This is a genomic window from Paenibacillus sp. Marseille-Q7038, assembly GCF_965111595.1.
Genome location: NZ_CBCOOM010000001.1, coordinates 1,608,198 through 1,631,404, shown reverse-complemented (window position 1 = coordinate 1,631,404; position 23,207 = coordinate 1,608,198). Strand labels below are relative to the sequence as shown.

General features: G+C 39.7%; 18 protein-coding genes and 2 pseudogenes. 16 read left to right on the top strand and 4 right to left on the bottom strand.

The window, feature by feature from the left end; translation table 11 throughout:
- Positions 1-34: 34 nt before the first annotated feature.
- Positions 35-1,711, bottom strand: a complete 1,677-nt coding sequence (locus ACWPWY_RS07915; RefSeq protein ID WP_454191165.1) for a DUF2339 domain-containing protein — start codon at positions 1,709-1,711, stop codon at positions 35-37.
- Positions 1,712-1,800: 89 nt separating this feature from the next.
- On the opposite strand from ACWPWY_RS07915, the gene ACWPWY_RS07910 reads away from it, so the two are divergent.
- The 12 genes and pseudogenes from ACWPWY_RS07910 (at position 1,801) to asnA (ending at position 14,649) form a co-directional block, all read left to right on the top strand.
- A complete protein-coding gene (locus ACWPWY_RS07910; RefSeq protein WP_454191164.1) occupies positions 1,801-2,790 on the top strand; it encodes an NAD-dependent epimerase/dehydratase family protein in 990 nt (329 codons plus the stop codon).
- A 231-nt stretch (positions 2,791-3,021) separates the two neighbouring features.
- Positions 3,022-4,611 (top strand): alkaline phosphatase family protein, encoded by a 1,590-nt coding sequence (locus ACWPWY_RS07905; protein ID WP_454191163.1) that lies wholly within the window; start codon positions 3,022-3,024, stop codon positions 4,609-4,611.
- A 99-nt stretch (positions 4,612-4,710) separates the two neighbouring features.
- On the top strand, positions 4,711-6,162 hold the full coding sequence (locus ACWPWY_RS07900) for an aminotransferase-like domain-containing protein (protein WP_454191162.1): 1,452 nt from the start codon (positions 4,711-4,713) through the stop codon (positions 6,160-6,162).
- Positions 6,163-6,175: 13 nt separating this feature from the next.
- Complete coding sequence (locus tag ACWPWY_RS07895) at positions 6,176-7,117, top strand: D-alanine--D-alanine ligase (RefSeq protein ID WP_454192833.1); 942 nt, start codon at positions 6,176-6,178, stop codon at positions 7,115-7,117.
- Positions 7,111-8,274, top strand: coding sequence for an aminotransferase class I/II-fold pyridoxal phosphate-dependent enzyme (locus ACWPWY_RS07890; RefSeq protein ID WP_454191161.1), 1,164 nt, complete (start codon positions 7,111-7,113; stop codon positions 8,272-8,274). The genes ACWPWY_RS07895 and ACWPWY_RS07890 overlap by 7 nt, the downstream gene beginning before the upstream one ends.
- Positions 8,275-8,388: 114 nt before the next feature.
- The gene (locus tag ACWPWY_RS07885) at positions 8,389-8,742 is read left to right on the top strand and encodes a DUF3221 domain-containing protein (RefSeq protein WP_454191160.1); all 354 of its coding nucleotides are present in this window, start codon (positions 8,389-8,391) and stop codon (positions 8,740-8,742) included.
- A gap of 234 nt (positions 8,743-8,976) precedes the next feature.
- The gene (locus tag ACWPWY_RS07880) at positions 8,977-9,537 is read left to right on the top strand and encodes a DUF6434 domain-containing protein (RefSeq protein WP_454191158.1); all 561 of its coding nucleotides are present in this window, start codon (positions 8,977-8,979) and stop codon (positions 9,535-9,537) included.
- A gap of 106 nt (positions 9,538-9,643) precedes the next feature.
- A pseudogene (locus ACWPWY_RS07875) lies at positions 9,644-10,534 on the top strand (hypothetical protein).
- Positions 10,535-10,773: 239 nt separating this feature from the next.
- Positions 10,774-11,646, top strand: a complete 873-nt coding sequence (locus tag ACWPWY_RS07870) for a YitT family protein (protein WP_454191157.1) — start codon at positions 10,774-10,776, stop codon at positions 11,644-11,646.
- A gap of 183 nt (positions 11,647-11,829) precedes the next feature.
- A complete protein-coding gene (locus ACWPWY_RS07865) occupies positions 11,830-12,675 on the top strand; it encodes a manganese catalase family protein (protein WP_454191156.1) in 846 nt (281 codons plus the stop codon).
- A 195-nt stretch (positions 12,676-12,870) separates the two neighbouring features.
- Positions 12,871-13,506 carry a LysE family transporter gene (locus ACWPWY_RS07860; RefSeq protein ID WP_454191155.1) on the top strand — a complete coding sequence of 212 codons (636 nt, stop codon included), beginning with the start codon at positions 12,871-12,873 and terminating at the stop codon, positions 13,504-13,506.
- Positions 13,507-13,686: 180 nt separating this feature from the next.
- Entirely contained in the window at positions 13,687-14,649 is a 963-nt protein-coding gene (gene asnA / locus ACWPWY_RS07855; RefSeq protein WP_454192832.1) for an aspartate--ammonia ligase, read from the top strand.
- Positions 14,650-14,753: 104 nt separating this feature from the next.
- Here asnA and ACWPWY_RS07850 read toward each other — a convergent pair whose 3' ends face one another.
- Both ACWPWY_RS07850 and ACWPWY_RS07845 read right to left on the bottom strand, forming a co-directional pair.
- Complete coding sequence (locus ACWPWY_RS07850) at positions 14,754-16,127, bottom strand: amino acid permease (protein ID WP_454191154.1); 1,374 nt, start codon at positions 16,125-16,127, stop codon at positions 14,754-14,756.
- A gap of 225 nt (positions 16,128-16,352) precedes the next feature.
- Positions 16,353-16,667, bottom strand: a complete 315-nt coding sequence (locus tag ACWPWY_RS07845) for a hypothetical protein (protein ID WP_454191153.1) — start codon at positions 16,665-16,667, stop codon at positions 16,353-16,355.
- A 117-nt stretch (positions 16,668-16,784) separates the two neighbouring features.
- Between ACWPWY_RS07845 and ACWPWY_RS07840 the strand changes: the two genes are divergently transcribed.
- The 4 genes and pseudogenes from ACWPWY_RS07840 (at position 16,785) to ACWPWY_RS07825 (ending at position 22,217) form a co-directional block, all read left to right on the top strand.
- Positions 16,785-17,744, top strand: a complete 960-nt coding sequence (locus ACWPWY_RS07840; protein ID WP_191801454.1) for an ATP-binding protein — start codon at positions 16,785-16,787, stop codon at positions 17,742-17,744.
- Positions 17,745-17,766: 22 nt separating this feature from the next.
- A complete protein-coding gene (locus tag ACWPWY_RS07835) occupies positions 17,767-18,534 on the top strand; it encodes a tetratricopeptide repeat protein (RefSeq protein WP_454191152.1) in 768 nt (255 codons plus the stop codon).
- Positions 18,527-18,952 (top strand): annotated as a pseudogene (locus ACWPWY_RS07830) (5-methyltetrahydropteroyltriglutamate--homocysteine S-methyltransferase); the annotation flags it as partial. The gene ACWPWY_RS07835 and the pseudogene ACWPWY_RS07830, both read left to right, overlap by 8 nt.
- A 220-nt stretch (positions 18,953-19,172) precedes the next feature.
- Positions 19,173-22,217: an AAA domain-containing protein gene (locus ACWPWY_RS07825; protein WP_454191151.1), complete on the top strand. Its 3,045-nt coding sequence runs from the start codon at positions 19,173-19,175 to the stop codon at positions 22,215-22,217.
- A gap of 136 nt (positions 22,218-22,353) precedes the next feature.
- Here ACWPWY_RS07825 and ACWPWY_RS07820 read toward each other — a convergent pair whose 3' ends face one another.
- Entirely contained in the window at positions 22,354-23,205 is an 852-nt protein-coding gene (locus ACWPWY_RS07820) for an aldo/keto reductase (RefSeq protein WP_454191150.1), read from the bottom strand.
- Between the last annotated feature and the right edge of the window lie 2 nt (positions 23,206-23,207).

Below are 23,207 nucleotides of genomic sequence, written 5' to 3'. Positions count from 1 at the left end.
TACTACAGAGAGACCTTCTTTATGATGTCCCATCTTATTCTTTCTTATAAAAGAATCGAGAAAGTAATATCCCTATTCCCCCGAGTCCGATAAACAGAACTGCCTTCATAATCATAGAAACGGTAGGAAGATCGAAGAAGATGACTTTGATTAAAGTTAAGAAGAGTAGAGCGATACCCGCAAGCCGAACTTGTTTGATTCTTTTCTTGAGACCGTAGGCTATAACGGCGATGGCATATCCGACCCATGTCGATGAAATGATTAAGTGCTGAGCATTTCCACTTACCTTTCGAGTAAGTACAGTAGTGACATCTGTAATAAAGATTAGGAATAGTACGCCTATTCCGTAGTAAAGCACTCTAATCCATTCTTTTGTTTGGTTTTCAGTTGGGTAATATCTCAATAAAACCGTAATACCTGCTAAGGTAAGCAAGATCACGATCCATATAAAGGTATTAACGGATGCAAGGGAATCCATGCCGTCTAATAAGATTACAATCCCAGCGAGAAACCCTGCAAGATAAATGAGAAAACCGTTTATTTTTTGGAATAATGATTTAATAATGAAACCCAGAGAAAGAGCGATAAAACCTTCCATAATGAGAAGACCGACAACCCATTTATTTTCGACAACTTCCATCAATAAGAAAAGTAAAGAGTAGGAGGATATTACAAGCATAAAAGGTAATGTATCTTTGAAACCTTTACTCCAGGTGTAAGCAGAGATCACACTATATAGCAGAGTGAAAGATAACAAGATTAGAATGATGTCCGAGTCTAAGATTAATCTGAACCATATAGCGGTTAAGACAAAGCTGGTTATCAGTATACGGAGTTGATGATTTAAAATGCCTGTTCTAAGTAAGATGGAAGCTAAAAGAATGAGATGCTGGACCAAAACACCGTAGACGATCCATCTTTCGGATGAGATCGAACCAAGAATAAAAATCATAAACGCAGGGTGTATCAAGATAAATGAGGTATAAAGTAAAGTTACAAATCGATGCTTAATCGCAAAAATCATGGCACTAATATAGAGCAGTACTTCGTAACATACAAAAAAGGCAGTAGATGGATTGTTATTATCGACCAGAAAGGGAGTCAGGATTCCTGATACAATGGCTAGTACGCCTAATGTCTGTGATTTGTAGCGGTAGGAGAACAAAAGTCCCAACATTGTCCAAAGTACGTTGAAGATAAAAGCGATTGGTGCATTGATAAAGCCATATAAATAATGCGCTGCAAAGGTGGTAAGCATGAAAATACCTATGGAACCCGCGAAAAGCACTTGTGATAACAAAAAGCGCTGATGCTTGTGTTGTCTTGTACCAAGATAAACGAAAGCCGCACCAGCGAGAAGACCAATAATGCATCTCATTCCCTCAGTAATAAAACCGCCATCCACGGCTGCTTTAAAGCCCCAGATTAATCCAATTAAAAAGACAAACATAAATACACGAGGAAGCCAAACTCTCGCAATGAGATGTTCCCAATCCGTTTCTTTTTGCCTGATGTGCTCCTGTGGCGTTTTCTCTCTCGTTTCACCGTATGATGTACCGGAGGGGACAGGTACTTCTATTAAAGGTTGGGTCGTTGATCCTGTATCCGTAGTATTTCTTTTCGATATTTTATACTGCTTTAATTCGTGTACTTCTTTTTCAAGTTCCCCGATCCGCTCTTCCAATAGATTTAATCGTTCATCATTATTCAATAACAGACCCTCCCTTGTATGTTCTATTTAACTATATTAAGGTATGTCTTGGAAAGTGAAGCAGCAATTAACTCATGGGAGATGACATTGTGAAAAATGTATTCGTATTAGGTGGAACTGGATTTCTCGGTTATTTCACAGTTATAGAATTATTGAAACGGAGATATAAAGTATCAACTATATCGCGGCAACCCATGCCAACAGAGGGTCTTTTGCCTAGTGAAGTTGAGTACAGAGTAGGAGATATTAATAACATGTCAGATGACCAAATTCGGAAGATGCTTGAGGGCGCTGATGGATTTGTATATGCTGCGGGAGCAGATGAACGGACGTTACCTGAAGCTCCGGCTTTGAAGTTTTTTTATGAGGCAAATGTACTTCCTACTCAGCGTCTTGCTAGATTAGCTAAACAAGCAGGCGTGAAAAAGTTTGTATTACTGAGCTCTTACTTTGCGCATTTTGCAGAAGAGTGGTCCGATATCCCTTTGAAACAGAATGCGTATCCTCGCTCTCGATTGCTTCAAGAGGAACTAGCATGTCTTGAAGGTGAAGGAGGGATGGATGTGATGAGCATTCGGTTGCCTTACATTTTCGGTGTGATGCCGGGCCGTATGCCGCTATGGTCCATGTTTGTGAATAGAGTAAAAGGTCAAAAGGTCATTCCCGTACTTGGCGGAGGTACAGCAATGGTCACTGCGCAGCAAGTAGCGGAAGCAACCATCGGAGCGATGGAGTACGGTGAACATCGCGGTATGTATGCCATATGCGGCATGAATATGAAGCATAGCGAGTTTTATCAAATGGTAGTAGATGCACTAGGACAGGAAGATAGCACAGTTACAGTTGTGTCACTAGATCAAATGAAGCCGATCATGGCAGAGATCGATGTGAAAAATGCAGAAGCGGGTAAAGAACAGGGAGTTCACATGAGTATGATGGCAGAGATCCAAAATCGAGACGCCTATCTCCACCCAGCGGACACCATGTCTCTTCTTACATATCATGAATATGATATCCGCGAGTCAATCAGGGAGACACTCCGTAAATGTGTTCAGGAAGAGATAAGAGATAATTCTTAATAAACCTTTCGTTTTACGATAAATTTTATGTGATTTTGTATTAATAAGACAACCGGACTCCGTTCGGTTGTCTTATTTTGCTGTGTTAATGCGTAGGATTTACCACATTCATTTTTTACCAAATTACCACTTACATGATCAGGGCTGAAATGAGACACACTTTGCACAAGCAAACCTAACAGATTTTGGCGTTGTTGGGATAAAACTGATAGGTAGAGAGGAGTGACTCCTATGAGAAAAATAGTGATTTGGTCTTTGCTCATTGTTTTTATGTTGATCTCTGGGTGCGAAAAGGAAGAATCAAATCCGGATAAAAAAGAGCTAGTACAGGTGAAATCAATGAAAGGCGAAGACGCCAAGAAAGTGATCTTTCTCATGATTGATTCTCTAATGTCTCAAGCAATTGACGAAGGGATCAAACAAAACAAGCTGCCTACTTTTCAATATCTAACGGAACATGGAAATTATTACAAGAACATGGTTAGTTCATTTCCCACGATGTCGGTAACGATAGATAGTTCTCTAATTACAGGAACATATCCGAACAGGCATCATGTACCGGGTCTTACATGGTATTCATCGGATGAGAAAAAAGTAATCAATTATGGAACGGGGCCGATGGAGATATTGAAACAGGGTGGTAATCAAGTATTAAAAGATGCTTTAATCAACCTGAATGGAAAACATTTAAATCCACAAATTCCTACGATTTATGAAGATTTGGCCAAGCAAGGTTTAAAATCTGGTTCAATTAATGGTCTGATCTATCGAGGTGTGGAGGATCATAAGTTAACGATTCCAGATTGGCTTAAGGGGATTACCTCTTTACCCAAAGAAATTCAAGTAAAAGGTCCGGATTTTTTAGCCTTAGGTTCGCTTGCAAATCCATTAGAGAATGTTAAAGATATGCCCGAAGGCTTAACGGGACGTTTAGGTCTCAACAATCAATATTCAATGGAAGCAGTAAAATACCTGATTAAAGAGAACAAATTACCTGATTTCTTGTTCGTTTATTTACCAGATCTTGATCAGAAAATACATAAGAAAGGACCACAAGAACGAAGTGGAGTAGAGGAAGTTGACGAGCAGCTTGAGTCCTTGTTACAACAGTTTGGTTCACGAGAAGAAGCTTTGAACAAAGTTGTATTTATGGTTGCTGGTGATAGTGGAATGACCTCCCTTTATTCTTCCCAAAATGATTCGGTTGTCGACTTACCTTCTTTACTTAAGGGATACAGTGTACTAAGACAAGGTGAATCCGTAACGGATGAAACAGATATTGTTCTTGCGGTAAACGAAACGATGGCTTATGTTTACAAGCTTAACAAGGAAAATTCATTAAGAGATATTGCTAATGTTCTCACCTCGGATCCACGCATCGATGTGGTGTCATGGAAGGAGAACGATTGGATTTATGCACTACAAGGAGAATCAAGAAAAGAGATAAAGTTTAAACCGAATGGAAAAATGGTCGATACCTACCAACAGAAATGGACGGTCGAACAGGAGTTAGATGTGCTCGATTTAAAACAAAATACAAAGAATCAAAGATTAGATTACGGTAAGTATCCCGATGTTTTAGGACGGTTATCAGGGGCATTACATTCACATCAAGGAGAGTTTCTCGTAGTTACTGCAAAACCCGGATATGAATTGGCAGATCGAAGTTCTCCAACTCATGAAGGAGGTGGAGGCCACGGTTCGCTTCATGAAAAAGAATCACTCGTTCCTCTTATCATATGCGGTACGAACGAAAAACCTCAATATTTACGAATTATAGATTTAAAACCATTTTTCCTAAAGCTCTTAACAAAAGAATAGAAATAACGCCTAAGAACCACGACTGGATAAAAAATCCGAGTCCGTGGTTCTTTTTTTACCGTTCTGACTATGCCATGATAGCTATGGGGGCGATGATACATGTTTAAGGATTTTAAGCTCATTGCCGGACGACCGGTATATATACAAATTAAAGACTATATGAAGCACTTAATTATAAAAGGCGCGCTGCAAAGTAACCAGAAGCTCCCATCCACACGTGAAATGGGTGTACTTCTGCAGGTGAGCCGCAACTCGGTCATCGCCGCTTATGAGGGACTGGAGGACGATGGGTTTGTCTACGCCGTTAAAGGCCAGGGGAATTACGTAGCCCCATCAGCACCAGGCACGGTAAAGATCTCGTCTCGAATAATGGACTGGAAAGCGTATTTGAACGACCACGCCTTGCAGGCCGAAGAACTCGATATCATGAAACGGGGGATTCGAGCGGAGAAGGGGACGATTTCTTTTACCAGTATTGCTCCTGATGAAGGGCTGTTTGACCTTGATAATGTAAAGCGGGCTTTCATGGACCGTATGGCTGTGGAAGGAAATGTCCTGCTGAACTACGGCTATGCTAAAGGTTACAAGCCATTGATTGACTATCTACACCAATATATGGAGCACAAGGGCGTGGATATGAAAGGTAAGGACATCCTAATCACCAATGGTTTCACGGAAGGTTTTAATATCGTACTTTCCGCTTTGAATCAGAGGAGTGGGCAGGTCCTTACAGAAAATCCTACGCATCATACAGCGATTAAGAATCTGAAACTGAATGGATTTGGAATCAGGGGGATTCCTATGGAGCGGGATGGCATTCATCTGGGTGAGCTCGAGAAGGCGCTGGGTGAAGGAGAGTATGATTGTGCATACTTTGTGCCTTCGTATCATAATCCGACAGGGATAGTCATGTCCCCCGAGAAAAGACAGGGCCTCATGAAGCTGATGGCGGGATACGGAATTCCAGTGATTGAAGATGGTTTTAATGAAGAACTTCGTTATTCGGGCTCACATGTATCGCCGCTGATCGCAACGGCCGGTGCAGGCAATAGTGTGATTTATCTTGGAAGCTTTTCTAAAGTCTTGTTCCCTGGTCTTCGGGTAGGATGGGTGCTGGCTGATCAGGAATTAATCTATTATCTGGAGAGTATCAAACGGGCACAGACAATTCATACGTCAACTCTAGATCAATCCATTCTGTATCAATATCTATACAACGGTAATCTAGATAAATATTTGAAGAAGGCGAAAGCGGAATATAAACGCAAATATGAGCTGACTCTGGAATGTTGCAAGCAGCATGTACCTTTTCAAGCATTGACCGGGGACGGCGGACTGCATTTGTTTGTGGAGTTTGCGGATGGTTTTAACACGAAAGAACTGCTTGAGGCATGTCGTGCGCAAGGTGTTATTTTTACGGCAGGAGAGATGTTCTATACCGATGGCGGGGGACAGCATACGATGCGGCTGGGGTTCTCCAGAGTGACGGATGAGGATATACGCAAGGGGATTGCGATTATTGGCAAAACGGCGCACAAACTAATGGGATGAAGGAATGATGAAAATGTTGAAGGTTGGCGTAATTATGGGAGGTATTTCTTCTGAAGTGGAGGTGTCACTGAACACCGGCAGAGAGATGATGAATCATTTGGACCCTAATAAATATGAGGTGATTCCTGTTGTATTTAGTAAGCCTGCAGAACTTGTGGAGAAGGTAAAGAGACTTGATATTGCACTTCTAGCTCTGCATGGGGCTTACGGTGAAGACGGGACAATACAGGGGATGCTGGAGACGCTAGGTATCCCGTATACAGGAAGCGGAGTACTGGCGAGCAGTCTGTGCATGGATAAGGATCTGTCCAAAAAAATCCTCCGCTATGAAGGAGTTAATACACCAGGCTGGCTGTGTTGGAACAGTATGGAAGACTATTCACCAAAAGACGTTCAGCAGCTGGGATATCCAGTAATGGTAAAGCCAAATACAGGCGGTTCCAGCATAGGGATGGAAAAAGTGAACGATGAACAGGATCTTCATAGCGCGGTCATGAGGGCTTTTGCAAGTGACCCCGATCAGTCGATCTTGATTGAACGATATATCACAGGTCAGGAAATGACGTGCTCCATTCTCGATGGAGAAGTTCTGCCTATGATAGGAATTACTTCGGCATCTTCGGAATGGTTCGATTACAGTGCCAAGTATGAGGAAGGTGGAGCGGATGAGGTGGTAGTGAACCTGCCCCAAGAATTAGATGAGTTGGTACGTAAGACGGCAATGACCTGTTACCAAGCATTGAAGTGCAGTGTATATGCCCGTGTCGATATTTTGTTGTCGGATGGTGTTCCTTATGTCCTGGAGATGAATACGCTGCCTGGAATGACAAAGACGAGTCTTCTTCCTAAAAGTGCTGCCGCAGCCGGAATATCTTTCAGTTCATTACTCGACCGGATTATCAGCTGTTCCCTTAAGAAAGCGCAACAAGACCAAAGGGGTGTCGCTTCATGTTAACTCATTGGATTTCCCCGAAGGTAAGAGACATTCCACCATCGGGAATACGTGCATTCTTCGAACTAAGCAGCGGCAATCAGGATGTCATTTCACTCGGTATAGGTGAGCCGGATTTTATTACCCCCGAACACATTAGAAAAGCATGTATAGATGCACTGAACCAGGGAGCAACGAGTTATACACCCAACGCAGGTTTGGTTGAACTTAGAGAGGAAATTGCCAGCTATCTACAAAAAAACTTCCATCTGCACTACGACCCTGCAAGCGAGGTGCTGGTTACTGTAGGTAGCAGCGAAGCACTGGACCTGGCACTCCGAGCGTTCACCGCTACGGGCGATGAAATTCTTCTTCCTTCTCCGAGTTATATCGCTTATTCGCCGATCGTCTCTTTGAACGGAGGTACAGTAGTGGAGGTAGAAACGAAAGCGGAAGAGGGTTTCCAGTTAACTGCCAATCGTTTACGGCAGATGATTACTCCACGTTCCAAGCTGCTGATGCTGAATTATCCGAACAACCCAACGGGAGCGATCATGACTGCCGAGGACTGGCAACCGATTGCTGACCTTGTTAAGGAAAATAATCTGCTAGTTATCTCCGATGAAGTATACGCCGAGCTAACTTATGACGGGAAGCATGTCAGTATTGCTTCGCTGCCAGGAATGCAGGAGAGAACCATTGTACTAAGCGGATTTTCTAAAGCATTCGCAATGACGGGCTGGAGAATCGGCTATGCCTGTGGTCACCGCGATCTGCTGGCAGCGATGCTGAAGATCCATCAATATACGGCAATGTGTGCCCCCGTGCTAGGACAGATTGCTGCACTCGAATCCTTGCGTCATGGTCTTGAGTCGATGAATGAGATGAGAGAAGCGTACCGGAAGCGCCGGGAACATCTGGTGAACGGATTTCGGTCGATCGGAATACCTTGCCATGTACCGGAAGGAGCATTTTATGCCTTTCCAAGTATCGCTCACACAGGGCTTGACTCGGAGACGTTTGCCTATCAGTTACTGAAGGAATCGGGTGTTGCCACTGTTCCCGGGCATGTGTTTGGCTCAGGGGGAGAAGGTCATATCCGCTGTTCTTACTCGGTATCTACGGACAAATTAACGCAAGCGCTTGAGCGGATGGATAGTTTCATGAAGGTGAAAATATAAATGCAGGAATAGAGAATTAAAAAAACGTCAATTGTATACTATTTGAATTTGATGGAACTAAGTGATCATGCTCTGCGTCAATCTCCATATAACGTAATCATATGGAGGCTGACTATGAAAGCTTTATTACGTATCTTTTCTATTACATTTCTGATGTCATTCGTATTGATTGGTTGTGTTACAGAAACAAGTGGGGGCAACAAAATCGATACTAGGAATGAGGGAATTCAAGAAATAGTCGACACTGATGAAGATTTTCAAGCTATCGTAGTAAACAAGGATGAGACATCAGTAACTGTTTCCAAAAGCGGACTCAATGAAAAGGTAAAAAGAATCTATACACTTGCAACAACGAAAATAGATTACGTTGCAGAAGTGGGTGACAAAGTAAAGGTCTGGACTACAGGACAATATGAAGAAAGCAACCCGATTCAAGGAAAAGCAATAAAAATAGAAATAATCAATTGATTGCTAATAGAATTTTAATTGGCCAATCGAATAAATAAATTACATCGCTATCGTAATAAGATCGTTCAATAAAACAGTTAGTCTTGGATATTAGTATTCAATCCATGGCTGACGCTGTTTTTATTTAAGCCACAGCTATTTTCTAAAAGTTAGTTGTTTATATCTGTATTTCTTTTGATTAAAAGGAACAAACGTTCTATAATGGATATATTTAGGAAATGAGGATGTGTTGTGTTGAGACCTAATCTAACAAAAGATATTAACATTCAAAGTTTTATAGATTTTTATTGGTTGAAAGAAGAACTTCAAATGTTTTGCAGAGAGAATGGGATCAGTGCTTCAGGCTCAAAGATAGAAATTGCCGATCGGATAGAAACATTTCTTCGAACGGGAGAGATAAAAAAACCTACTAAAAAAACAAGAGTGAATAAGAGAGTAGAGTCTCCAGTAAATTTAAGTCTTGATACAATTATTCGGGAAAGCCATCGTTGTAGCCAAGAGGTAAGAGCATTTTTTAAGACAATTATCCCTAAATTCCACTTTTCTACCTATATCCAAGACTACTTTAAAAACAATGTTGGAAAAACATATCGTGATGTTGTAGGTGCATGGTACGAGGAAGAAGAACGAAAGAAAGACCCCTCATATAAGAAAAACATTGCCCCTCAATTTGAATACAATCAGTATATTCATGACTTTTTTGCTGACCCGCTAAATCAAGGGAAGAGTCGGGAAGAAGCGATTGAAAGTTGGAATCAAATCAAGAAACTTCCTGGAAACAATAAATATAAATAACATGACCTGTTTTTGTTCTAAGAACCATTATATTATCTCATGCTACACCACAGCTACCTGAACTTCCTACATAACATAAGGGTATTGAGAACGGAGGGATTTTATTATGACACCGAAATTAATCTTGATCGAGGGACTACCTGGATCTGGGAAATCAACAACTGCTCAACTTGTTCATGAAATTCTTACGGAGAAAAACTTGAAGTCTCAATTGTTTTTAGAAGGGAATCTGGATCATCCGGCAGACTATGACGGAGTCGCTTGTTTTACCCAGTATGAATATGATGAACTATTAAGTACCCATGACAAGTTTAAAGATCTATTTAATAGCTACACTACTATTCAAGGGAACAATTACTTCCTAGAATACCGAAAAATAATAAATGAATATGGGACAAGTATTCCAAATGAATTAGTACAGGCAATTTTTAAACACGATATCTATGAATTATCGCTGGATCAAAATAGGAAACTGATCACCGAAAGATGGAGGCAGTTTACTGAACAAGTTTTGAATGGAACAGATATCTATGTCTTCGAATGTTGTTTTATACAAAACCCCGTTACGATGGGAATGATTAAATATGGTGCTAAGAAAGAAGACGTCATCAGTTGTGTTATAGAACTTGCAACCATTGTTGAGAAATTGAATCCGTTGTTAATTTACGTAGAACAAAATGATCTTGCTCACTCTTTCCGGAAAGCGGTTAAGGAGAGACCTTAAGAATGGTCAGAGGGGTTTATTGAATATTACACAAACCAAGGATTTGGACAACAGCAGGGTTACTATGGATTAGAAGGAACGATTCAAGTTCTTAAGGCAAGAAGGGAATGGGAAGAAGTTATATTTAATCTCCTACATATATCAAAGGAAAAAGTGGATAATTCCAATTATACTATGAAGGATTATAAGCAACGTTTAGAAGAGATTATCTCAGAATATGTTATTTCATCAACGAACCAAGAGATTCGAACAGATAATAAAGGTATTCTATAACGCAAACGAAGTCCTATAGTCAGATAAAATACGAAGAGGTAGCCGGCATAGCGATCGGTTGCCTCTTTTTTCATCCTTACCCCACCGAATGTATGTTTATTTGGAGGAAAGAAAGAATGAATAGAAGCATCATGTATGTTAGAAGAACTCCTTTTCATACTAATGACAAGCAATTTGCCAAAATGGTGATAATTATTATAGACTGTTTTCTAGCAGATATTGTCCAAGGGGGAAATGTAATGATTCAAAAGAAACAACAAAAACTAAATACACCAAAAATAGTCTCTAAAGTATTACTGATTATGATTGGGGCTATCATAGCTGCATATGGCTTAGAAGCAGTCCTAATACCGAACAACGTCTCAGACGGTGGGGTAACCGGACTAAGTATCGTGGGTTCCCAACTGTTTGGTTTACCACTAGGGGTGTTAATTGGAATAATTAACATTCCTTTTGTGTGGCTCGGATATAAGCAGATAGGTAAAAGCTTTGCTATTTATTCGGTAATCGGTATTGCGACGCTGGCAGTAAGCACTAGTCTTATGCACCATGTACCAACGATTATTGAAGGTGATACCTTGTTAATTACCGTGGTTGGCGGGATTATCATCGGTTTTGGTATGGGGTTAGCTTTACGTAATGGTGGGGCACTTGATGGGATCGATATGTTAGCTGTTCTGTTATCTCGAAAATTACCTTTCGGTACGAGTGATCTAATCTTATTCTTAAATATGTTTGTCTTTATTGTTGTTTCTACTGTATTTGGTCTACAAGGGGCCATTTTATCCGCACTCGCTTATTTTATTGCGTCTAAGGTAATCCACATAGTTGAGGAAGGTCTTAGCGGCTCTAAAACGTTCAAGATTATTACAAAACAACCGGAAATCATGGTAGAAACCATTCGTGACCGATTAGGACGTGGAGCAACATATACAGAAGCATACGGTGGTTACTCTAATGAACAATTCAAAGAAATCACTTGTGTAATTAACCGCATGGAAGAAAGTAAAATTAAAGAAATTATTCATGAAATTGATCCGAACGCCTTTATTGTCGTATACGATGTAGCAGAAGTGAAGGGCGGTAGTTTCAAAAAACAAAATATTCATTAATAATAAAAAAACGCGTTGGGGAGAAGTATTTCTCGCCAGCGCGTTTTTTGTTTACCTTGTATGTTCGATGACGGTTATTATAGCTTTCTAATTTCTTTAATGATAATTTTGTCATTATAGGCATGATTTTCGTGCGTTCACATACTTTTAGATATAATGCATATCGAATAAGAGGTGATTTTGTTGTTTTATCATATTAAAGAACTTCAATATCAAGCAAAGCCTGATCGTCCAGATCCTGTCTATGCAAGAAAACTCCAGGAAGTATTGGGCGGACAATTTGGTGAAATTTCTGTTGCTCTACAATATCTTTTCCAAGGTTTTAACGTTAGAGGAGACGGTAAATACAAAGATTTAATTATGGATACAGGAACGGAAGAGCTTGCTCATATTGAGATGCTTGCAACGATGATAGCTAGGCTTCTTGATGGTGCACCAGATCTGGAACTTGAAGATGCCGCTAAGGATCCGATTATTGCAGCTATCTTAGGTGGGTCAAATCCACAACATGCCATCGTATCGGGTCTTGGAGCTATGCCATCTGATAGTAACGGCTATCCTTGGAATGCAAAATATATTATAGCCAGCGGTAATCTTTTGGCAGATTTTAGAGCTAATCTAAATGCTGAATCCCAAGGAAGATTACAAGTGGCTCGGCTGTACGAAATGACCAACGATCGTGGGGTCAAGGATATGCTATCTTGGCTGCTTGCTAGAGATACAATGCATCAAAATCAATGGATAAAAGCGATTAGAGAATTGGAAGAAAAGGAATGTGATGTAGTAGTCCCAACCACTTTCCCTAGGGAACTAGAAAAACAAGAGGTATCCTATGTATTATTTAATTTTTCTCGCGGAGAAGAAGATGCTTCATTTGCAACGGGAATAGCACCAGATGGAAGAGGACATTTCCAGTATGTAGCTGCCCCTCAACCCTTAGCACCTGAGCCTAAGTTACCACCAGCACCTGAATATATATTTGACACTCCACCTTGTGCTTTAAGAAAAAGTAATCTAAGACCCTACTAGTACGAGTAGTACTATACGTTAAATGACGTTGAGATTAAGATCTCAGCGTTTTTATTCTGCCAATATAGATAAGAACGCCTAATCGAGTTTAGGGATAGTAAAGGTATATAGATGATCTTAGGTCATATCTCGTTATTAATGTACATAAAATGTAAATAGTACAAGCTTTGTATACCTATGCGGGAGTGATGTGAGATGAGCGTAAATATACTACTTAGTTATATTATTTTAGGACTAACTTTAGCCGCTCCCATAGGGCCGGTGAACTCCGCTAGGATTGACAAAGGTATAAAGAACGGTTTTTGGCATGCGTGGATCGTGGGGGCAGGCTCTATGTTGGCAGATGCAGCCTTCATGTTATGCATATTTTTAGGACTTGTTCATTTTCTCTATATACCTTTTGTCCAAGTGTTTTTATGGCTCTTTGGTGGATTCGTCTTAATCTATAGTGGGATTGAAAGTATCATCAAAGTGAACAAAATAAATCTGAGTGAAGTAATAATAAAAAAAGATTCCATGCTTAGCTGTTTTTTACTCGGTTTCTTCATGTCCATAACAAGCCCTTTATCCATTCTATTTTGGCTTGGAATCTACGGCTCAATCCTAGCCAAGACAGCTACTTCATTTGGGACAAGTCATTTATTACTGTACAGTGGCATGATTTTTTTGGGATTAATGATTTGGGACTTATTTGTAGCAGGTTTAACCACTGGACTACGCCGTTTTCTGAATGATAAATTACTTGCTACTATTTCTGTGATATCAGGGATTTCACTCATTGGTTTCGGTGTTTATTTTGGTATTCAAGGCATGATCGCTCTAATAGGTTAGCTTCGTGGTTATCAGCCTATTTATGGGTAATCTCTATTGGACAAAGCGACAGTTTACTTAGGCATACATACACTGTTCTGTCATCCTAACCGACCATGTTTAAGTACATTATGAGAGGGCGGAAACTACTTGTTGAGAACAGTAACTATACCTGAATGTTATGAATCCATATTAAATAGAATGGATACTGCTGTCGCTATTCAGAAAGTAAAATCGTTTTTTCAAACTGGGCTGGAAGAGACATTAGATGTTACGCAAGTCTCATCTCCGATTATGGTGAAAGCAGGAACAGGCATTAATGATAATTTGAACGGAACAGAGCGAATTGTTTCATTTGATCTACTGGATTTAGAAGGTGAATCGGTTGAAATCGTGCAATCCCTTGCAAAGTGGAAACGCTCTGCGCTTGCACAATACGGTTTCGCGAATGGAAAAGGGTTGTATACTGATATGAAAGCGGTAAGGCGAGATGAAAAAATGGATAATTTTCATTCGACTTATGTCGATCAGTGGGATTGGGAAAAAGTGATCAGCAGCGATTCACGAAACCTCGCTACTTTAAAAAACGAAGTACAAAAGATATATGCTGTCCTAAAGTCAACGGAAAGCTATGTCCACGAGCTCTATCCTAATGTAGAACCTGTTCTCCCGGATCAAATATGTTTCGTTACGGCTCAAGAGTTGGAAGATCGTTATCCTGGACTATCACCGAAGGAAAGAGAAAATGAGATAGCCAAAATGTACGGGGCTGTATTTATTATAGGGATTGGCGGGGAAATGAAGTCTGGCAAGGTTCATGACGATCGTTCTCCGGATTATGATGATTGGTCGTTAAATGGTGATATTGTTCTATGGTATTCTGTATTAAACTGCGGAGTAGAGATTTCTTCGATGGGGATTAGAGTGGATGAACAATCGCTGCGAGAACAACTTTTAACTAGTAATCATTTAGATCGTATGAATCTTGATTTTCATCGATCTATTGCTGCAGGAGAGCTGCCACCCGCCATAGGAGGAGGAATCGGCCAATCTAGGTTGTGCATGTTTCTTCTGAAAAAAGCTCACATCTGTGAAGTACAGGTGTCCATATGGAATGATAAAACGATTAAAGAATGCGAAGCCGCCAATATTCCCATTTTATAAGTAAGAAAGTGAAGGATATGTAAAGTTAACCATGAACTGAACCCCGAATGATAGACACTTATAAAAAAGTGACTCCATTCAGGGTTTTTCTATTCTCTCTTATGTTAGACCGTATTTGTATTCATCTTCTTCCATATTCTCACCATAATGAATGTCACGATAGCTACTAAAGCGCCGAGGGCTAAGCTGACAAAAAATCCGGGTCTGATACTCTTTTCCAAAATCGTTCCGGCTACAGCGCCTAGCAGAAGCAAAATTCCAATTCCTCCTAGGATAATATCTCTAACTTTGAATTTTAAGATCTTATACGCTGAGATAATAATGAACGACCAATTATACATCTGCAATATACCGGCCGCCGTTGTAATATACTCATAAATCGATCCCGGCAGTAGGAGTGCTGCGATAATGGAAGCGGATAAACCTATTGTAGCTAGCCCGAGTGAAGGGAGAGGTAGTTTTCTGAATTTCTTTATTTTTTTAGTGAATAATTTGGGTGCATCTCCGTCTTTCGCCATCGTCACTAGTAAATTTACAACTGCAAACAACGACGCACTCATTGTCGAGAATCCGGCCATGATAATTGCTCCGTTGAAAACATGGGGAAAGAAAGACAGCGGATAAGTCGATAAAGCGGTGACAAACGGGCTTTCTTTCTCACTAAATGCCTGGTATGAAACCAAGTAGACAGCAAGACCAATAGAAATTACATAAATTACTGTTAATCCAATTAACATCACTTTTCCTGCTTTTGGTGCATCTTTTTTATCTTTGAGTTGAATTGACATTAAGCCGATCGTTTCTACGCCCCCAAAAGCATAGAAAGCATACAGGAGAGAAGACCAAAAGGCGGTAATACCACCAGGAAAAACAGCGTTAACTGATTTAGGGAACCCAGGTCTGCTATCAGTTCCACCATGAATCAAGCCCATTAGTGCAGCGATAGCAAGAATGATAAACATAAGGATGGCAGCTGTTTTGATAACGGCAAGAACGTTTTCCACCTTGTCAAAACCTTTTGTACCTAGTAGAACGACAGCAATGGATAATACAGCGTATATGGTTGCGAAAATCCACAAAGGGATATTTGGGAACCAAAACTTCGTTAGTATGGAAAGAGCAGTGAGCTGGCTTCCCATTATTAATATTTTTGTGCTCCAATAGTTCCATGCGCTCCCAAAACGTGCCCAGCGGCCAAATGCTTTACCGGCATAAAAGCAAAAAGAACCCTCCTGAGGATCCGCCGTGGTCATTTTAGCTAAAAAATGAAAGACGATATATGTTCCAATGGCAGCAAGCAGGAATGAAAAAACCATAGAGGGACCTGTCAGCTTGATTCCAATACCAGAGCCTAGGAAATAACCTGTACCAATGGTACAGCCTATACCAAGTAGTGAAAGTTGCCACCATTTTAAGTGTCCTTTTGTTTCTTTTGATGAATTCCCTTCTCCTGTGCCTGTACATCCTGCTGAATCCAAAGCGCATTCCTCCTTCTTCGTTATGATGTTCTTTTGATGTAAGGAGTATGTACTCTTTTTTTGTTTATTTCACGTTCATTAACGAATACATAATCAAATAAGAATTCAGACAAAATAGGATGTCTTCACACGCTAGTTACAAATAAAATACAAGGGAGTTTTCTAAACAAAACACGACAATTACTGGGCAAATCCAAAGATGCAAGCAAATTGTACAACAACTCATTAATCAAACAGAACAAGCTTCCCAAGCGTATAAACAGCTGCTTCAACAGGAACAACAAAATGAGCAGCGTTTACAAGAGTTAGCTCAACGTGAAAATCGAGCAGCTCAAATGATCCAGACTGCATTGCAAGGACATCAGCTGGCTGTTCAGCAAATGCAACAGGTAAGCCAAATCTGCAAGCAATTGGAGCAATCGGTTCAGAGTAGTATGAATACGACATTCCAGCCACAACCGGACAACAGTTTTTCCAATCCTCCATATAGAACATTTCGAACATTTCAATAGTACTGATAAATTCCATAAGTCGAAGCAAAAGTGAATCACTGTGTAAAGGCTACTCTTCTGAGTAGTCTTTTTTTGTTTAGTAATCCCCCAATTTATGGAAATATGGTAGACTGAATAAAAACATTGCAGGAGGAGAGAGCAGGATATGTCGGACCATGATGAACTAGCGGAGCAAAGACGTAAAAATTTAAAGCTCATTCATTTCAGCAAAGAGGATCAATCACTTGTTGAGTCAGAGAAACCAAAGGAAACGTTTGCTGACGTCGGTGGCTTGGAAGAAGTTAAGAAAAAAATCAGAATGAATTTCATCTTACCGCTGCAACAGCCGGAAGTGTTTGCTGCATACGGCAAACAAGCTGGAGGAAGTCTTCTTTTATTCGGTCCTCCTGGATGCGGAAAAACGTTCTTGGCGCGGGCGGTGGCAGGTGAGATCGATGCTAACTTTTTGCATATTGAGCTTCAGTCTATCCTTTCCATGTATGCTGGCCAGAGCGAACATAACTTACACGATATTTTCGAAAAAGCACGAGAAAGCAAGCCATGTGTTATTTTCATTGATGAAATCGATGCCCTTGGAGGAAGTCGTCATCAAATGCGCCAACATCATGACCGCATGCTCGTTAACCAATTATTGTTGGAACTTGATGGTCTGCAGGCGGAGAATGATCACGTGTTTGTCATCGGCGCTACCAACACGCCTTGGTACCTTGATTCCGCTCTGAGACGTCCCGGCCGATTTAACCACCTTGTTTTTGTACCGCCACCTGAAGAGAATGAGCGTCAAACGATACTAGAACTGAAGCTTTCCGGTAAGCCGCTGGGTTCGCTGAACCTGAACAAAATTGCCGCAGAGACGAAGCATTATTCGGGAGCAGATTTGGAGCAGTTAGTCAAGGATGCTGTGGAATCTGCGATGGAGCGTACTTTTGAGAAGGGTGAGATCCAGCCCATTACTCAGGACGATTTAAAGAGATCTGCTAAAGGACGGAAGGCGACAACGCTGGACTGGTTTGCTACAGCAAAGAATTATGCGACGTTCAGTGATGTGAACCGCGATTATCAAATTGTGCTGGATTACATTAGTAAGCATGGTGTGAAGTCATAATCGTAACAGGGGGGCAGAGCAGGTGGAGAACGTACATGATAACGTCGCTTATACGAAGGCGCAGCAGCTGATCGAATGGAGGCGGTACAAAGAAGCACTAAAGGAAGCTGAGCAACTTCTAAGCGAAGAGCCGGAGAACCCGGATGTTTTTGCGTTGATCTCACAAATTCACCTTTTAATGGATGAATATGATAAAGCACTGTATTGGTCGAACCAAGCACTCACTCGAGAGCCAGAACATGAACTAGCTTGGTTCGTGCGGGTTGGCGTTTACTACGATACGAATCAGGATCGGGAGTGCAAAGAAGCTATACAGGAAGCCTTGCGGATCGATCCCTACGAGCCTCATTATTATTTTTTACAAGCGCATTTATATAACAAAATAGACAGGCCAAATCAAGCAAAGACGGCCCTTTCACAAGCGCTCGAACTGCGTCCGGAATCTCCGGTTTATTTGGCTTTGTTAAGCTACACAGAAGCATTAAACAAAAACTATGAGGATTCTGCGAGGGTGGAAAAACTCGCCCTGAAATATAATAGGGAATTATCTCAAGTATTTTTGTATCTCGGATGGGCAGCTGGTGAGCGCGGAGAGTATAAGCTAAAGGAGACTTATATGCGGAGTGCGATTCGCTTAAATCCGGACAGCAAGGTGTACCAGGAAGAATTTTTAGAGGCACTTCAACATAACGAAATACTCTTTAAAGTGTTTTTATGGCCAGGAAAATTTGTGCGGAGAATGAAGACTTGGCAAATATTGCTCACTTGGGTTGTGGCCGTGTGCTCATAAACCAGAAGATTTAGTCATCACGATGCACATTTGTCGTGGTAATTATAAATCTAATTTTTTCGCTAGCGGCGGATATGATTATGCTTCTGAAACGATTTTTGGCGGTTTAGACGTGGATGGGTTGTTCTTGGAATTCGATGATGAGCGGTCAGGAAGTTTTGAACCATTGAAATATGTGAATCGCAAAAATTTAAAAATTGTATTAGGATTAATAACATCTAAATCAGGTGAATTAGAAGATAAAGAAGAGATAAAAGCTCGCATAGCAGAAGCAGCAACCTATGTACCGCTTGAACAGCTATGTTTAAGTCCGCAATGTGGATTTTCATCTACGGAAGAAGGCAATATTTTAACCGAAGAACAGCAATGGAGTAAACTTCGCTTTGTTAAGGAAATCGCAGATGAGGTTTGGAAGTAATTTAATTCATATATGTGAAGCTGTACCAAGATTGAAATGGAGCTATTAAATGTAATACAGGTTAGACGTCTTGTCTTAAGTAAAGGGAGCGAATTCGCTCCCTTTTTTATATGCTCCTTTGTTTTATCCCTAAACATATCACTTCATTTCATCATTTCATAACTTATTTTTCCAAATTTTATTATAATATTATGTAACTGAATACTAGAGGAGTGAAAAGATGGAGATTACCAAACGGGTTTTAAAGACTTGGCACTTAGTTGAAGCGTTGGTCCCAAGTGAAGTGCCCGGTAAGGGAGAAACGGTGAAAGGAAGTTATTTCACAGACAATAAAAATCGGAACCGCACACGTTTGATTGATCTTAATGAAACTCCGTGGAAGAACGACATAGTAAAGGAAAATGATAAGTTTCAGGTTCAATTCCGCTATTACTTCGCTTGTTTTGAGCATCATAAACTTGTCAGCTTTATACGTGAAGCTTTTATGAATCAGGATGAGATTGTTAATAAGGAAAATAAAACATTATTTAGTTTTTCTTTTTTGGTTGATGATCAAGGTAATTATATAAAAGAGTCAATATTCGTTCCTTTTTTGATGTATGTAATACAATTTTTGGCGAAAACTTCGGAGGTGAAATATGAGGATCTGTTAACTCCTTTTCAAAGTAAATTGAAATTATTTGAAGAACAAGCACAAACCGTTTTTATTAATGGAGTAACAAAGGAATCCTTACTCTTAATTCAACAAGTATACCAACAATTTTTTCATAGATTAGATGACAATTCATTACATTATTTGGAGATTGAAGTATTGAAAGCTGGTCAAATTTCTAAACAAAAGAATTTTAATAGCTTCTATATAAGTGACTTGGAACTCATCTTAAAGAAAGGAGAAAACGAAGCGCTCAGTCAGTTTGTAGAAGGAGTACCTATAGAACAGCGCTTAAATATAAATGAAAATCAGGAATATATCGAAGATATTTTACAGCCGATTCATTTACCACATGGCCGGTGGCCATCTCCCGTAGAACATAGACTATCTTTAATGCAGCAAGTTGCTGTAAATCAAATTATGAATAGTAATCAAAAAATAAGTTCTGTGAATGGACCGCCTGGCACAGGAAAGACCACTTTATTAAAAGACATCTTTGCTGACATTGTAGTTCAAAGAGCTGAAAAAATAGCGCAATTGGATACCCCGTCCCAAGCTTTTACAAAAGTAAAGTCAATTAATTTAAATGGTAGATTTTATCCCATCTATTTATTAGATTCAAATATTAAGGCGTATTCTATGGTAGTGGCTTCGAGTAATAATGGAGCAGTTGAAAATATCTCTAAGGATCTACCTAAACGAAATGAAGTTATACGTTCTTCGGATAAAAGTAAGTTCAATCATTATGAAGAGTCGTACGCTGTAGAGGCCGAGGATTTATCTATGTATAAAGTTGCGGCAATGGATTTGCTAGGTAGTAACGATGAGGCATGGGGATTATTTTCAGGAGCCCTTGGTAAATCAGATAATATATCAACGTATGCTTGGAGTTTGTTTAGGAAGAAAGAGGATGGAACTTCTTTTCTTCAACAACTCGAACAAGATAGTAAACAAGTAAACACAAAGGATTGGGAGAAAGCTGTAAAAGAATTTGAAGATACGCTTAACTCGGTTAAGAAAAAAAAGGAGAGTCTCCAGAAATTTCACGACGAATATAAGAGCATAAAATCTTCTATTGTCCTATTGAGAGAGTTAGAGGAGCAATTACCTGAACTTAATCAAGAACTAATGGATCTAGGGAACGGGAAGTCCCATTTAGAACAGCAAAAGCAACTCACCGAACAACAAATTCGATCCCTACCAAAACTTTCTCTCTTACAAAAGGTATTAGGTAAAAAAAATACTAAAAAAATAGAATTGGAAAATGAACTCTACGATATTATTACTCGGTTGAAAGAAGAAGGGAATAAGTTTTATATAAAAAAGACAGAGGTTGAAAAATCTAAAAAGATGATAGAGGAACTCAAAGAAAGGGAATCTGCTTTTGCAAAACAGCTGAAAGATTTTAAAATGCAGGGTTTAATATTACCTGATGAAGATTATTGGTCGAACACACAACAGGCATACGAGTTTCGGCAATTAAATACGATTTGGCTTACAGATGAACTGAATTTCGAAAGAGGATTACTGTTTTTAAAGGCTATGAAAATCCATAAAATGATGTTGGCTTTCAATTTAGAAGCCATTAAATCAACTTTACGCTTATTGATCAATCGTGCAAATTTAGATCTTAACGATATGGAACATAGAGAATACTTGAAGAATATGTGGCAAACGGTTCATTTAATTACTCCTTTGGTAAGTACAACTTTTGCAAGTTTTAGTTCGATGTATAAAGGAATAGAAAAGGATTTTATTCAATATTTATTTATAGATGAGGCAGGACAAGCGAGTCCACAACAATCGGCGGGTGCAATATGGAGATCTAAAAATGTGGTAGTAGTAGGTGACCCAATTCAAATTGAGCCAGTCATAACCTTAGATCAAACCATTTTAGGAGACATTAAGAAATATTTTAACGTAAGTGATAGATATATTGGAATGGGATCCTCTGTTCAAACCATAGCAGATGCAGCTAATCGATATGGAATGACGAGCGGTTATGGTCAATGGATTGGCATACCGTTATGGGTTCATAGAAGATGCTTAAATCCTATGTTCACTGTTGCGAACGAAATAGCTTATGATAACAAAATGGTATTGGGTAAAGAGGGGCGAGGTAAGAGTATCTGGTATGACTGTAAAGGATCGGCTAAAAATCGTCAATTTGTAGAAGAACAAGGAGAATTGGTGGCAGATCATATGATTGCACTATGGAAGAAAAACGCGGGTCCTCCGAATGTATATATCATTTCTCCCTTTACGGCAGTTAAGGATGGTATTAAAAGAATTCTAAGAGCGAAATTAAAGAAATTGGGGATTTCTAAAGAAGTATTAAATGATTGGTTGAGGAATTCTGTAGGTACGGTCCATACCTTTCAAGGAAAAGAAGCAGATATTGTTTATTTAGTAACGGGAACTGACGAGAACGGTGATGGAGCAGCAAACTGGTCATGTTCCAAGCCCAATCTACTAAATGTAGCTGTGACACGCGCTAAAAAAGAGTTCTATGTAATTGGTGATTATCAGCGATTTTCTAAGAAACTTTATTATTCTTCTATTGTAGAAAACGTAGATGAAGTCAAAATCGGTAGTAGATTGGCCGTTAAATAATCCGAAGATTCGTGAATTATTATCTTAAGTTCGCTCATGTCTTCCCCCTTAAACAATTAAACAAGCTCTTCTCCCAAACTGAGAGCAAGAGCTTGTTCACGTTGATGATCATTACTTAGTTTTGAAATAGATATTGTTAGATATCAAGCTTACGAGTACCAATCCATTTCACCATTTCAGGGTCGTTATGTGAAAAGAATGAACTTTGTTTCGTATCTAAGGTAGTAATTAACTCCATATCTTCTTGGTTTAATTTGAAATCAAAGATATTGAAGTTTTCAACAATTCTTTCTTGATGAACAGACTTTGGAATCACAACAATTTCTCTTTGTGTCAACCAACGCAAAACTACCTGAGCGACGGATTTATTATACTTTTTAGCTATGGATAGCAATATCTCATTTTGGAACAAGTTGTTTTTTCCTTCAGCAAAAGGGCCCCAGGACTGGATCTGAACATTGTTTTCTTTCATGAATTTAGCACTTTCCATTTGCTGGTTGAAGGGATGTGTTTCGACCTGGTTTACAGCAGGACTTACATCGTTATGAATAATCAAATCGATTAGACGATCTGGCAAGAAGTTACTAACGCCGATGGCACGTACCTTTCCTTCACGATACAATTCTTCCATCGCGCGCCATGAACCATAAACATCGCCAAAAGGCTGATGTATCAAATATAAATCTAAATAATCAAGTTGCAATCTTTCCAGTGATTTTTCAAATGCTTTTTTTGTACGCTCATAACCAGTATCTTGGACCCAAAGTTTCGTCGTTATAAATAAGTCTTCTCTTGCCACACCACTACGTTTAATTGCTCTGCCAACAGATTCCTCATTTCCATAAGAGGCAGCGGTATCAATCAGCCGATATCCTGCCGTAATCGCATCATAAACGCTTTGTTCACATTCTTTTGGATCTGCAATTTGAAAAACACCAAATCCAAGTATCGGCATCTCAACACCGTTATTTAAAGTTACTTTTTGCATGT